Source organism: Salmonella sp. K21076, assembly GCF_039650795.1.
Lineage (GTDB): Bacteria > Pseudomonadota > Gammaproteobacteria > Enterobacterales > Enterobacteriaceae > Salmonella > Salmonella enterica.
Genome location: NZ_JBCLYA010000006.1, coordinates 45,876 through 59,714, shown reverse-complemented (window position 1 = coordinate 59,714; position 13,839 = coordinate 45,876). Strand labels below are relative to the sequence as shown.

The window sequence follows — 13,839 nt, the reverse complement described above, 5'->3', positions numbered from 1 at the left end:
TGGAGAGACGATGACAACATACACCACTACAGATGTACTGATCTGCGGCGCTGGCGTTACCGGGCTTACTTTAGCCATCGAACTGGCGCGTCACGGGGTCTCATTTCGCCTGATTGAGAAAAGAGCGACGCCTTTTACCGGTTCCCGCGATAAAGGTATTCAGCCGCGAACGCAAGAAATCTTCGAGGATATTGGGATACTCAATAAAGTGGTCGCCGCCGGCGGGCTCTATCCCCGATTACGAACCTACCGTCATGACGGAAGCTACGTAGATTCAGATATTGCGCATAATACAAAACCGACCCACGCCGAACCCTACCATCTGCCATTGATGGTTCCACAGAACGTGACAGAAACGATTATGCGGGAGCAATTAAAAGCATGGGGACATCGGGTGGAGTTCGGCTGCGAGTTACGACATTTTGCGCAAACCCCACGCACGGTCACCGCGTATGTTGCCGGGCCAACTGGAGAAGAGGTCATCATCGCGCATTATTTGATAGGCGCGGATGGCGGCGGAAGCTTTGTCAGAAAGAAATTAGGCGTCAGCTTCCCCGGCCGTACGTTGGGAATCCATGCGCTTGTGGCTGACGCTTCACTTACCAGGGATGGAAAATGGCAGCCTCGCTACGGGGCGCAGGAGAAGAGCTTCTCGATAGCTATGAACAGGAACGCCGCCCGGTAGCCGAATCACTGCTCCACCTTTCTACCCGATTACTTGACTCTCAAAAACAGGGTGGCATCAAACGAGAACGCGACGTTCAACAACTTGACATCCAGTATACCAACTCCCCCTTAGCCCACACGTTGCCCGAACGTCAGCATGGGTTACAAGCGGGAGAAAGAGCTCCGGATGCTCCTCTTTTGGGCGCCGGCGGCCAATCATTACGATTATTTCAGTTACTCCAGGGTCCGGACTGGAATCTGTTGGCCTACGAAACCCACGGTAAGGTCATCGATGCGCGGCGAGGTCTGCGTATTCATCACATTGGCGAGCAGGACGAGCTCATCGATACCCTGGGGCACTTCCGGGAGTCCTATCATCTGGCCCCGGGTCAATGCGTGCTGATCCGACCCGATGGCTATGTCGGCGCATTCTTTCACGGCAAACAGAGCAACGATATTGAAAATTATCTCTCTCGTTTTGCCATAGGGATTAAAGATGAATACTAATGTCTATGAGAACACCGACAGCGAAACTATCACCCCGCTCAACAAGCGGCGTATTTTGCCTGTTTTCCTGCTTGTCGGCCTTTACGCCGCCAGTACAGCGGCTGTGATGTCGGTACTGCCTTTTTATATCCGCGAGATGGGCGGTTCGCCGCTTATCATTGGAATCATCATCGCCACTGAGGCTTTTAGCCAATTTTGTGCAGCGCCCCTGATTGGCCACCTTTCCGATCGCGTTGGCCGCAAGCGAATACTGATTGTCACGCTGGCTATTGCGGCGATAAGTTTACTATTACTCGCCAACGCGCAATGTATCCTGTTTATCCTGCTCGCCCGCACGCTTTTTGGCATTAGCGCCGGGAATTTGTCAGCCGCCGCAGCCTATATTGCCGATTGTACGCACGTCAGAAATCGGCGCCAGGCAATCGGTATCCTCACAGGCTGCATTGGTTTAGGCGGTATTGTCGGGGCAGGCGTTTCCGGGTGGCTATCGCGTATCAGTCTGGGTGCGCCGATCTACGCCGCCTTTATACTTGTCCTTGGGGCTGCCCTGGTCGCGATTTGGGGGTTAAAAGACCCTTCCACAACATCACGTACCACAGATAAAATAGCGTCGTTCTCTGCCCGCGCTATTTTAAAGATGCCAGTCCTTCGCGTCTTAATCATCGTAATGCTTTGTCATTTCTTCGCCTATGGCATGTACTCTTCACAATTACCTGTTTTTCTTTCTGACACCTTCATCTGGAATGGGCTTCCCTTTGGGCCAAAAGCGTTAAGCTATCTGTTAATGGCGGACGGGGTTATTAATATTTTCGTTCAGCTATTTCTGTTAGGTTGGGTGAGCCAATATTTTTCGGAGCGAAAGCTAATTATCCTCATCTTCGCCCTTCTTTGTACTGGATTTCTCACTGCGGGTATCGCCACGACCATACCAGTGCTTATTTTTGCTATCGTTTGTATTAGCATCGCTGATGCGCTAGCCAAACCCACTTATCTTGCCGCCTTGTCCGTCCATGTATCGCCTGCCCGACAAGGTATCGTCATCGGAACGGCGCAGGCATTAATCGCAATCGCTGATTTTATATCCCCCGTATTGGGCGGATTTGTCCTGGGTTATGCCCTGTATGGCGTCTGGATCGGTATAGCTATCTCTGTCGCCATTATTGGTCTGGTGACGGCAATGATTTACCTTTCAAAAAGTTCACCGCTAATAGCGAAACCAGAAACAGAATAATGTGACAACGTCACAAGCATTATTACTCCCTTCTTCCCTTATTTATCAAAAGTATTGTACTTATATTGAATGTTTAAGAGGTATTTATGGAAATTATGCTGGTTGGCATTTGCCCTTGTAAAGCGCGGGGAAAGCATGAAAAAAATATATCTCGTTGTTATCGTACTGTTTTTTATTTCTACAAAAGTTTATACACTACTTCATAACAACATCTTCTTTTGTCGAAACAGCCCGGAGTGTGATTTGTCTCATGTTCTCCCCGACTACCGGGAGCAGATTTCAGGCACACCGCTAAAATATACCTTAATTAGTACAGCTCCATTAGCACAGGTGGTAGTCAGACACTATGAATTATTATCGCAACACTGGTCGCCAGATGACATGGTAACCCCTGCGCAATGGCGACATAACGTTGATATTTATATCCCTGAAACGGCAAAAGAGCACCATGCTTTGGTGGTTGTAAACAACGGAATTAATTATGAAAAAGGCATACAAATCCCCAGTAAACCCGTTGATTTTACTCAGCAAACACTGGCAAGCATCGCCCGTGATACGAATACCATCGTAATATCAGTGAGTGATATACCTAACCAATATTTAACCTTTCAGGATGATAAAAAACCACTGAAAGAGGACGAGAGCGTTTCCCGAAGCTGGGCATTATTTATGGAAGCGCCGGAGCAACGTGAGTTAATGCCTTTAAATATTCCTATGGTCACTGCCATATCGCAAGCGATGAGATTAGCAAAAAAGGAGTTAACGCAATGGAATATAAATTCCTTTATCATTACAGGTATTTCAAAGCGTGGGTGGACCACCTGGTTGTCAGCTATTGCCGATCCTGATGTTGAAGCAATTGTTCCCTTCGCCATTGATCTACTTGATATTGATGCTTCACTTGAGCATATTTATCAATCATACGGTGGAAATTGGCCCATTACATTCTACCCCTACTACCAGCAAGGCATAGATGAGAAAATAAAATCCCCCACATTTACCCAGCTAAGGCAAATAATAGATCCGTTAAGATATCTCAATACTATTTACCAACCCCGCCTTGCAATACCGAAATATATTATTAATGCAAGTGGCGATGATTTCTTCGTACCAGACAATACTCGCTTTTATTATAGCAAACTTCCTGGCGTAAAATCATTACGTATAGTGCCTAATATGAACCACTACTCAATTAACCAGTTCGCTGAAGGAAGCCTCGTTCCATTTATTAACCGGTTTCAAAGTAAAAAAACATTACCGCAGTTGATCGGCCTTATTCACCACCATCTTCTTACGGTCTATTTCTCAGAAGCGCCGGTAAAAGTCGTTCGCTGGACAGCCAACAATCCAAATGCGCGTGATTTCCGTTATGCCTGTGGCATCCGCTATCAGCCGCTTACAATAGATATTCCCGCCAACAATAAGATCAGTATTACGTTAAATGAACCGAAGACAGGTTGGGAAGCTACCTATATCGAAGCCACTTTTAATGATGGCTATGTCGCCACGAGTCAGGTTTATATTACGCCCGATGAAAAATACCCACAGACAGCACCACCTTCCGTTAACGCCGCATGTCAAACGTTACCGGGGCGTGGATTAGGGGAAAACGATAGCCCCGATTGAATTTTCAAGTAATTGTCTGATTTTAAATAATTTTATCCATCACGCTTGCGATGGATAAAAATCCTCTGCGATAAATTTTTGTTATATTGATCACGTTCTAACCACAAGATAGGTGATTTGAAAATAACCTTAAAATATTGTGGTCAGGCCGCTAGACCACAATAAGAGGATTAATCATGAAAAGAAAAACAATGGGATGGCTTATCGTTTTTCTTCTATTTATAGTTTACATGCTCAACTATATGGATCGTTCAGCATTGTCGATAACTGCCCCCTTGATCGAAAAGGAGTTAGGATTTAACGCCGCGGAGATGGGAATGATCTTCAGCGCATTTTTTATCGGATACGCCCTGTTTAATTTTATTGATGGCTGGGCCAGCGATAAAGTTGGGCCAAAAACGGTTTTTCTCATCGCAGCGTTACTATGGTCTGTATTTTGTGGCTTAACTGGTTTAGTCACCGGATTGTGGACAATGCTTATCGTGCGCGTTCTTTTCGGTATGGCTGAAGGACCGGTCAGCGCTGCCGGAAATAAAATCATCAATAACTGGATTTCCCGAAAGGAGTCTGCCACGGCGATCGGAATTTTTAGCGCCGGTTCCCCGCTCGGCGGCGCGGTGTCCGGGCCGATTGTGGGCCTGTTGGCGTTATCCTTAGGCTGGCGCCCCGCATTTGGCATTATTTTCTTATTTGGCTTGGTCTGGGTACTACTGTGGTACTTTATCGTTAGCGATAAGCCAACAATGAGTAAACGCCTGGCGCCGGAAGAACGCATTGATTTTGAAAATCATGAGGACGTTATTTTATCTGATGATGGCCGGGCTACGCCTTCACTCGGCTATTACATGAAACAACCAATGGTATGGGCGACAACTCTGGCTTTTTTCAGCTACAACTATATTCTTTTTTTCTTCCTGACCTGGTTCCCAAGTTATCTGAACCATTCGTTACATCTCGATATTAAAGAAATTAGTATCGCCACGGTAATTCCCTGGGTCATCGGCGCCATTGGTATGGTGCTCGGCGGCGTCTGTTCTGATGTAATTTATCGGATTACCGGTAATGCCCTGCTCTCACGTCGACTTATTCTGGGCGTATGTCTGGCAGGCGCGGCGGTATGTGTTGCCGTTTCCGGTACCGTTAGCACTATTGGTAGCGCAATTACGCTCATGTCAGTTTCACTCTTCCTGCTCTATTTAACAGGCCCAATTTATTGGGCGGTTATTCAGGATGTTGTTCATAAAGATAAGGTAGGGAGCGTCGGCGGAGCCATGCATGGCCTGGCTAATATATCCGGTATTATCGGTCCGCTTGTCACCGGTTTTATCGTTCAATTTAGCGGTAAATATGACTATGCGTTCTATCTGGCTGGTGCTATCGCTATCGTTTCAAGCCTGTTGGTCTTCGTGTTTGTAAAAAGTAAAGGATTCAAAGCCAATGAAAGTCAAAGCTGTGTTCATTAATAAGCCTGGTGAAGTTGAAACCCGCTGGGTGGATTATCCCCATAAGAAAGAAAATGAAGTATTAATTAAGGTTGATGCCGCAGGCATTTGCGGATCGGATATCGGGGCTTTTCGTGGAACGAACCCACTTGTTACTTACCCAAGAATTATTGGGCATGAAGTGACCGGAATTGTTCTTCAGGAAGGCACCGGAATGCCGGACAATATTAAAAAAGGCGACCGCGTGATTGTTGACCCCTATATTTATTGTGGTCACTGCTACCCTTGCTCTGTCGGCAGAACTAATTGTTGTGAAAATTTAAATGTCATTGGCGTGCATATCGATGGCGCAATGCAGGAGGTGGTTACTCATCCCGCACATTTAATTCATAAAATACCAGATAATGTGCCTTCTGAAATGGCGCCGCTGGCAGAACCGCTGACCATCGCTCTACACGCGCTGCATCGGGCAAACGTTAAGGCCGGGGAATATGTTGCCATCATCGGCGCGGGGGCCATTGGTCTTATGGCGGCATTAAGCGCGCGTCATTACAAGGCAACGCCTATTCTGATCGATATTGTGGAAGAAAGGCTACGCTATGCGCAAAAGCTTGGCGTTCCTTATGTACTGAACGCCGCTGACGATCAGGTTATCGACGCTATTAAAAATATCACCCACGGCACCATGGCGCAGGTCGTGATAGAAGCCTCCGGCGCAAATAGCGCTATTCGAAATACGCTTGATTTAGCATCGTTTGCTGGTCGTATTTCGTTTACCGGATGGCCAAAACAGGAAACGTCGCTGCCGACGAACCTGATCACCTACAAAGAACTGGATTTACGCGGCTCCCGCACCAGTGCCGGTGAATTTGATGAGGCATTACGCATGCTGTCAACGCTGGAGATTAATCCGCAAGATGTTGTCAGTAAGGTCGTCAATCTTGATGAGATCCCTGATGCAGTTAAAGAACTTGATCGCTATCCGGAGCGTTACTTAAAGATTAATGCTGTTTTCCATTGATTTACGGCGAGTTCTACCGCATGGCATATCCGCCATGCGGTGTTATTTACCGACAAACTTAGCCGCCGACAATCTTTCTCACATAGCGTAAATGTTCCAGCGATCCCTCATAAGCGCTGTCAGCATCAGACTGGCGCATCGCATCCACTATCGCTTTATGTTGTTTGTTGAGATTAAGTAAAACATTTCTGTCTCCAGACTGTTCATCAAGCCCGGCGTAAGGGATATTAATCCGTTGTTCCCATAACATACGGGACATATCAAACAACACCCGGTTACGGCTGGCCTCAGAGATCGCAAGGTGAAACTCTTTATCCAGCGAGTAAAAGCCGTGGACGTTATTATCGTTAATGGCTTGATCCATACGATGATAAATCGCCTCTATTTGGTTGATGACGTCAACGTTATCGTTTTGTGCGGCTAAGCGCGCACAATGGCTATCGACCAGCTCGCGAGTAGAGAGAATTTCTTCGATGGTATAGTCACTGGCAAGGTGTTTTTTATCTGAAACGATAACCCCATTACCGGACTGAATCACGATCCATCCGGAGATCTCCAGTACAATAAGGGCTTCTCGCAAGGAGGCGCGGCTCACGCCAAGCTGTTTTGCCAGTTCGCGTTCTGGCGGTAAAAAAGTTCCCGGTGGAAAAATATTATCATTGATCAGCTTAATGATGAGGTTGGCTATCTTCTGATAGAGCCTCTCCTGCCTGACCTCAGGTATAACCATGCGCCCTCCAATCCATATCCAGGGGATTTTGAATGGATTTAGCATACCATCCTGGCGCTGGTGATCGTGATAATTAATTACCGTGCATGATAAAGAGAAGCAACCGCCGGTAGTCTCCATTACCTTCGCCGAGACTACCGGGGAAACTAAACAGAGACGAGCGGTTTATCCTTTGACGTTGATTTTCTCGAACACGGGCGCAGTCGCGTTCTTAAACTGAGAAAGGGACCAGGTTTTATAGTTGATATCATTGTAGCCGCGCACCATCATCTCACCGTGCGTCAAGTCAGACAGCGTTGTCCAGACCGTATATTCTGAGACCGGTTTGCGGGTGGCGTTGCCTTCCCCTTCACTCCCCATATAATCAACCGTAATATTTTTCGGACGATCAAAACGGCTCATAATATGTGCAAGCGTATTCATTGCGTCGTGGGCGGATGTCGCTTGCGGCGCATATGTGGTGTAATAAACGCCGCGTATAAAACGGGAAACCGACGTATCGGACGATGGCAAGTCTGCAATAGCAATCCCGCTATCAGGCTGCATCACTTTTATCCCGCCCAATGTGCCTGAAGAGCGGTCCACATTGGTTAATTGCGTATAATTATTCAGATTTGTCAGATGCCAGGGGAATGCGGGACCATTTGTCATCACGCGAGTGGGATTGTCATAGACATGGAATTTGCCATTTTCCACTTCAACGACAATGCTTCCTCCTTTCTTGTCGTAAAACGCGTAATGAAATGGCGATTTCAGATCGCCAAACCGATGCAGTTCCGGTGACCAGAATTTGCCCTCTTTTATTGCCTGTTTTACCTCGCCGACAGTAGCAAAACGGGCCAGCGCCCATTCTCCCAACGAGGTGACAGGAATTGCCTGTTTATATTCACTCGCGGGCAATGGCGGCAACTGCGCATTCATGATCATGTTTTCACTAAATGACAATCCCGCGCTATTCATGCCTTCAAGTATGTCTCTGCTATCGCCATCAGTAATGGTGGAAGTAATGGCCAGTATCGGATACTTCGCCTGATAGCTTATCCCCTGGCTGCCATCCGGCGTTTTTTTATCAAACTGCGTTCCCGCCGGATAATACGTTAACCATGAGGGTAAATCCTGCATATATTCCAGCGTACGCCCATGAAAAATATCGCCTTGTTTATCCTGAATAGCAAGGGTTGTGCAGGCCTGTGCAGCCATGGCGTATGAAAACAGCGCCGGAGCGATAAATAACATTGCTTTACTTTTTTTCATCATGCTCTCCTTGTTTGTAAAATGGATTGGATGAATATATTAAATTAAACCTATCAATGGTTATGCAGCACGTAATTAATTGTGATCTTATTTTACAAGCTAATAAATTTAACTGACGGGTTTAAAGGAGAGTTAAACACAGCGAACTAACATGAAACGCGTTATCCGTGTGACCATTTAAAAAAATCCCATCATGTTATAAATAAAAAACACGGTTTCTTATCAACATTAAGAGATATCTTCACAACGCTATATTTACTCCACATCACCAATAACATTAAATTAATTTATGTTTTTGAGTAATGTGAGTAGCACACATGTAATCAGTTGTTACGAATTAGAAACATAATTGCTACTAAAACACGTTGAGAAAGACAAGAAATGCAACATATGATGCCCACACTAACTATAGTGGTTTGGGATAAACGTTATGCAAACACAAGATACATTTTATCAAGTTATGCGTAGACACGGCGTGACAAGGCGTAGCTTCCTCAAGTTTTGCAGCCTTACCGCAACGTCTTTAGGCCTGAGCAGTTCGATGATTCCTCAGATAGCTTATGCCCTGGAGAATAAACCGCGTACGCCAGTGATATGGCTGCATGGTCTTGAATGTACCTGCTGTACCGAATCTTTCATTCGCTCTGCGCACCCGTTGGCAAAAGATGCCATTTTGTCGCTCATTTCCCTGGATTATGACGACACCATTATGGCCGCCGCAGGGCAACAAGCCGAGCAGGCGTTGGCGGATGTGATGCGTGAGTACAAAGGAAATTATATCGTTGCCGTGGAAGGTAACGCGCCGCTGAATGAAGATGGAATGTTTTGCATACTGGCTGGCGAGCCGTTCCTGGAAAAGTTAAAACGCGTCAGCGCGGATGCTAAAGCGATTATCGCCTGGGGGTCCTGCGCATCATGGGGCTGCGTGCAGGCAGCCCGTCCCAACCCAACTAAAGCCACGCCGGTTCACAAATTAATTACCGATAAAACCATTATTAAAGTGCCAGGCTGTCCGCCTATACCTGAAGTGATGTCCGCCGTTATCACCTATATGCTGGCATTTGATCGCATCCCTCCCCTTGATCGTCTTGGACGACCCAAAATGTTTTATGGCCAGCGAATTCATGACAAATGTTACCGACGCGCGCATTTCGATGCCGGTCAGTTTGTGGAAGCGTGGGATGACGAAGGCGCCAGAAAAGGGTATTGCCTGTACAAGATGGGCTGTAAAGGCCCGACTACCTATAACGCCTGTTCAACCGTTCGCTGGAATGATGGCGTGTCTTTTCCTATCCAGTCGGGTCATGGATGCCTCGGATGTTCGGAAGATGGATTCTGGGATTACGGTTCTTTTTACAGCCGGGCAACGGGCATTCCGCAAACCGGCATTGAGGCTACCGCCGATAAAATCGGACTGGGCGTTGCCGGCGTCGCGGGCGCTGCTGCCATCGCTCACGCCACGGTTAGCGCCATAAAACACGCCCGCAATAAAAACAACACGTCATCAGAAAACGCTACGGAAAAGAAAAAATAATTATGGCATATCCTTATCAGACTCAGGGTTTTACGCTGGACAATAGCGGACGGCGAATTGTGGTCGATCCGGTTACTCGCATCGAAGAGCATATGCGCTGCGAAGTGAATATTGACAGTAATAATGTCATTACTAACGCCGTGTCGACCGGCACCATGTGGCGCGGCCTGGAGGTTATCCTGAAAGGTCGCGATCCGCGAGACGCCTGGGCATTTGTTGAGCGCATTTGCGGCGTCTGCACCGGTACACACGCGCTGACCTCAATCCGTGCCGTAGAAAATGCGCTGGGAATCGCGATTCCGGACAACGCAAACTGTATCCGTAATATGATGCAGGCTACGCTACACGTTCACGATCACCTGGTGCATTTTTATCATCTGCATGCGCTGGACTGGGTCGATGTAGTTGCCGCCCTGAAAGCCGACCCGCATCAGACCTCCGCCATCGCGCAAAGCCTTTCCGCATGGCCGCTATCCTCGCCGGGATATTTCCGCGATTTGCAAAATCGACTGAAGCGGTTTATCGAGTCCGGTTAACTTGGCCCTTTCCGTAACGGCTACTGGGGACATCCGGCGATGAAACTTCCACCGGAAGCCAATTTGCTGGCGGTCGCCCACTATCTTGAAGCGCTCGATTTTCAAAAAGAGATCGTAAAAATTCACACCGTTTTCGGTGGTAAAAACCCGCATCCTAACTGGCTGGTGGGCGGCGTTCCTTGCGCCATCAACCTTGACGAAACGGGCGCGGTCGGCGCAGTGAATATGGAGCGCCTGAACCTTGTCAGTTCCATCATCCAAAAAGCTCGCCAGTTCTGCGAACAAGTTTATCTTCCGGACGTCTTGCTGATTGCCAGTTATTACAAAGACTGGGCAAAAATCGGCGGCGGGTTATCGAGCATGAACCTGCTGGCTTATGGCGAGTTTCCGGATAACCCTAACGATTATTCCGCCAGTAATCTTCTGCTTCCGCGTGGGGCTATCATTAACGGTCGTTTCGACGAAATTCATCCTGTCGATTTAACCGCCCCCGATGAGATTCAGGAGTTTGTCACTCACTCCTGGTATACCTATGGTAACGGCAATAACGATAAGGGCCTGCATCCGTGGGATGGTCTGACCGAACCGCAACTGGTCATGGGCGAACACTATAAAGGCACAAAAACCTTTATCGAACAGGTGGATGAGTCCGCCAAATATTCATGGATTAAATCGCCGCGCTGGAAGGGACATGCGATGGAGGTAGGTCCGCTGGCGCGTTATTTGATTGGATATCATCAAAATAAACCGGAATTTAAAGAACCAGTGGATCAACTGCTTAGTGTATTAAAGCTGCCTAAAGAAGCGCTCTTTTCTACATTAGGGCGTACTGCCGCGCGTGCGCTGGAATCCGTATGGGCAGGCAATACGCTGCAATATTTCTTCGATCGTCTAATGCGTAACCTCAAGTCCGGCGATACGGCGACGGCAAACGTTACGCTCTGGGAACCCGATACCTGGCCCACATCGGCAAAAGGCGTTGGTTTCAGCGAGGCGCCGCGCGGCGCGCTGGGGCACTGGATAAAAATTGAAAATCAGAAAATCGACAGCTATCAGTGTGTGGTACCGACAACCTGGAATGCCGGGCCACGTGACGATAAAGGTCAAATTGGCGCGTACGAAGCAGCGTTAATGGGGACTAAACTCGCCGTTCCCGATCAACCATTGAAGATTTTACGTACTCTGCACAGCTTCGATCCCTGCCTGGCCTGCTCCACCCATGTTATTGATAATCATGGAGGGGAGCTGGTCAGGGTTCAGGTACGATGACGACGATTCGGAGGTCTCAATGCATCTCAAAGAAATAACCAGCCAGGGGTACTATATCTATGAAGCGCCGGTCCGTTTATGGCACTGGATCACGGCGTTATCCATTGTCGTCCTGGCTGTTACAGGATATTTCATTGGCCGCCCCCTGCCATCGATTCAAGGTGAAGCGACCTTTATGTTTTGGATGGGCTGGATACGACTGATCCATTTTACCACGGCGTATATTTTTACTGTCGCGCTGCTGTTTCGTATTTACTGGGCATGTGTCGGCAATGAGTACGCCAGGGAGATGTTTCTGGTTCCATTCTGGCGCCGCGCCTGGCGCAAAGGCGTTATCAGCGAAATCCGCTGGTATTTTTTCCTCGAAAAAGAGGCCCATCGTTACTATGGACATAATCCGGTAGCGGGACTGGCGGTAATGTTCTATTTCTGGATGTCCGTACTGATGGTGTGTAGCGGCTTTGCGCTCTATGGCGAAGGACTTGGAACAGACAGTTGGGCGTATCAATGGTTTGGCTGGATGATTCGCCTGACTGGCAACGATAGCCTCGCGCTGCATTTCTGGCACCGGCTGGGCATGTGGTTCATTATCGCCTTCGTCATTGCGCATGTTTATACCGCTATCCGCGAAGACATTATGAGCCGACAAAGCGTGATTTCCGTCATGATAAGCGGCTGGCGCTGGTTCAGGTGATAACAATGGCAGAAGTAACAATCTTAGGGCTTGGCAACCTGCTTTGGGCAGATGAAGGGTTCGGCGTCAGAGCTGCGGAAAAGCTGTTTGAACAGTATGCCGATAACGAGAAAGTTGACGTTGTTGATGGCGGTACGCAGGGGCTGGCGCTGCTGCCCTGGCTGCAACAGACAGAAAAACTGTTAATCATGGATGCTATCGATTTTGGTATGGCGCCAGGTTCGCTGGCGATGTTTCGTGATGAACAGGTTCCCGCCTATCTGACGGCGAAAAAACTTAGTTTACATCAGACCAGTTTTTCTGAAGTGCTGGCATTGCTGCAATTAACCGGCGGCCAGTTATCGGAGATTGTGCTGATTGGCGTGCAGCCGGAATGTCTGGATGACTATGGCGGGAGTCTTACGCCGCAGGTAAGGGCGCAACTGATGCCTGCGGTCTATCTCGCGCAGGAAGTGCTGGCGCAATGGGGTATCACCGCCTCTTCAGCGGCCTTGCCCACTGAAAGACTCAATCATTACAGCCTGTGTATGGAACGCTACGAAGATGAACGGCCAGATGCGCAAAGCGCTTGCCGGGTCGGCGATATTCGGGTGCTACAGAGAGAGAAATCATAATGTGTATTGGCGTTCCTGTGCAGGTTATTTCACCCGGTCAGTGGTTCGCCAAATGCCGCGACCGACACGGCGAGCTTATCGACGTTGATATTCGGCTTGTGGCTCCCCCCTTAGCAGGCGCATGGCTGCTGACATTTGGCGGCGCAGCGCGACGAGAAATGGACGAAGCGGAAGCCGTTGAGGTACTGGTGGCGCTGGACTCGCTGGAACAGGCCATGCTCACGCAAAGCGATCCGCTGACCGGTTTTGCCGATTTATTGTCTCGCACGCCTGAATTACCGGAGCATTTAAAAAAATGACTATCTCACCCCAAAATCCTGTTTGTCCACTGGCGGATAAAGGCTTTCTGGTTACCGATGCGCAAACGCTCCCGTCGTTGATTAATGCGCATCCGACTCTGCTGGTTTTGCTGCAAAGTGACCCCAACAAACATCCGGAAGTCGCCGACAGTTGGGTCATTATCCCGGAGATCCTCAAGCAATTTCCGGCGACATCTTATACCGCGGCATTTGCGGATAGCGAACAGAGTGAACTGATCGCCCGGGAGTATCGCATTCTGAAATATCCGGCGCTGCTTTTCTTTCGCCAGCACCGTTTTGTCGGCAGTCTGGCGGGATTATATAGCTGGCAAGAATACTCTCAGCGGGTGGCCGCATTGCTGACTACACCGGGCTATCGTCAGGATATTCCCGTTATTACGCAATAGAATGAAAGG

Annotated in this window: 11 protein-coding genes and 2 pseudogenes; 11 read left to right on the top strand and 2 right to left on the bottom strand. The window is 48.4% G+C overall.

Annotated elements, in window-relative coordinates; translation table 11 throughout:
• Positions 1 to 10: 10 nt before the first annotated feature.
• The 5 genes and pseudogenes from AAYN39_RS02185 (at position 11) to AAYN39_RS02165 (ending at position 6,493) form a co-directional block, all read left to right on the top strand.
• Positions 11 to 1,173 (top strand): annotated as a pseudogene (locus AAYN39_RS02185) (FAD-dependent monooxygenase).
• Entirely contained in the window at positions 1,163 to 2,404 is a 1,242-nt protein-coding gene (locus AAYN39_RS02180; protein WP_001095727.1) for an MFS transporter, read from the top strand. Before AAYN39_RS02185 ends, AAYN39_RS02180 begins: the two are co-directional and overlap by 11 nt.
• Before the next feature lie 69 nt (positions 2,405 to 2,473).
• Positions 2,474 to 4,030, top strand: a complete 1,557-nt coding sequence (locus AAYN39_RS02175; protein WP_000476914.1) for a PhoPQ-activated pathogenicity-related family protein — start codon at positions 2,474 to 2,476, stop codon at positions 4,028 to 4,030.
• Between the two features lie 176 nt (positions 4,031 to 4,206).
• Entirely contained in the window at positions 4,207 to 5,493 is a 1,287-nt protein-coding gene (locus AAYN39_RS02170) for an MFS transporter (protein WP_000824230.1), read from the top strand.
• Positions 5,468 to 6,493 (top strand): zinc-binding alcohol dehydrogenase family protein, encoded by a 1,026-nt coding sequence (locus AAYN39_RS02165; protein WP_000864933.1) that lies wholly within the window; start codon positions 5,468 to 5,470, stop codon positions 6,491 to 6,493. The genes AAYN39_RS02170 and AAYN39_RS02165 overlap by 26 nt, the downstream gene beginning before the upstream one ends.
• 58 nt (positions 6,494 to 6,551) lie before the next feature.
• Here the strand turns inward: AAYN39_RS02165 and AAYN39_RS02160 are convergent, their stop codons facing one another.
• Positions 6,552 to 7,343: a FadR/GntR family transcriptional regulator gene (locus AAYN39_RS02160; protein WP_001518759.1), complete on the bottom strand. Its 792-nt coding sequence runs from the start codon at positions 7,341 to 7,343 to the stop codon at positions 6,552 to 6,554.
• A gap of 45 nt (positions 7,344 to 7,388) precedes the next feature.
• Positions 7,389 to 8,480: a linear amide C-N hydrolase gene (locus tag AAYN39_RS02155; protein ID WP_000976508.1), complete on the bottom strand. Its 1,092-nt coding sequence runs from the start codon at positions 8,478 to 8,480 to the stop codon at positions 7,389 to 7,391.
• A gap of 427 nt (positions 8,481 to 8,907) precedes the next feature.
• On the opposite strand from AAYN39_RS02155, the gene AAYN39_RS02150 reads away from it, so the two are divergent.
• The 6 genes and pseudogenes from AAYN39_RS02150 to AAYN39_RS02125 all read left to right on the top strand — a co-directional run bounded on the left by AAYN39_RS02150 (position 8,908) and on the right by AAYN39_RS02125 (position 13,830).
• Positions 8,908 to 10,011 carry a hydrogenase small subunit gene (locus AAYN39_RS02150; protein ID WP_001194451.1) on the top strand — a complete coding sequence of 368 codons (1,104 nt, stop codon included), beginning with the start codon at positions 8,908 to 8,910 and terminating at the stop codon, positions 10,009 to 10,011.
• Between the two features lie 2 nt (positions 10,012 to 10,013).
• Positions 10,014 to 11,816, top strand: a pseudogene (locus AAYN39_RS02145) (nickel-dependent hydrogenase large subunit).
• Positions 11,767 to 12,510 (top strand): Ni/Fe-hydrogenase, b-type cytochrome subunit, encoded by a 744-nt coding sequence (gene cybH, locus AAYN39_RS02140; protein WP_000924456.1) that lies wholly within the window; start codon positions 11,767 to 11,769, stop codon positions 12,508 to 12,510. Before AAYN39_RS02145 ends, cybH begins: the two are co-directional and overlap by 50 nt.
• A 5-nt stretch (positions 12,511 to 12,515) precedes the next feature.
• Complete coding sequence (gene hybD, locus AAYN39_RS02135; protein ID WP_000852667.1) at positions 12,516 to 13,124, top strand: HyaD/HybD family hydrogenase maturation endopeptidase; 609 nt, start codon at positions 12,516 to 12,518, stop codon at positions 13,122 to 13,124.
• Positions 13,124 to 13,423 (top strand): HypC/HybG/HupF family hydrogenase formation chaperone, encoded by a 300-nt coding sequence (hypC, locus tag AAYN39_RS02130; protein WP_000334908.1) that lies wholly within the window; start codon positions 13,124 to 13,126, stop codon positions 13,421 to 13,423. Before hybD ends, hypC begins: the two co-directional genes overlap by 1 nt.
• Positions 13,420 to 13,830 (top strand): hydrogenase, encoded by a 411-nt coding sequence (locus tag AAYN39_RS02125; protein WP_000155978.1) that lies wholly within the window; start codon positions 13,420 to 13,422, stop codon positions 13,828 to 13,830. The genes hypC and AAYN39_RS02125 overlap by 4 nt, the downstream gene beginning before the upstream one ends.
• Positions 13,831 to 13,839 lie beyond the last annotated feature (9 nt).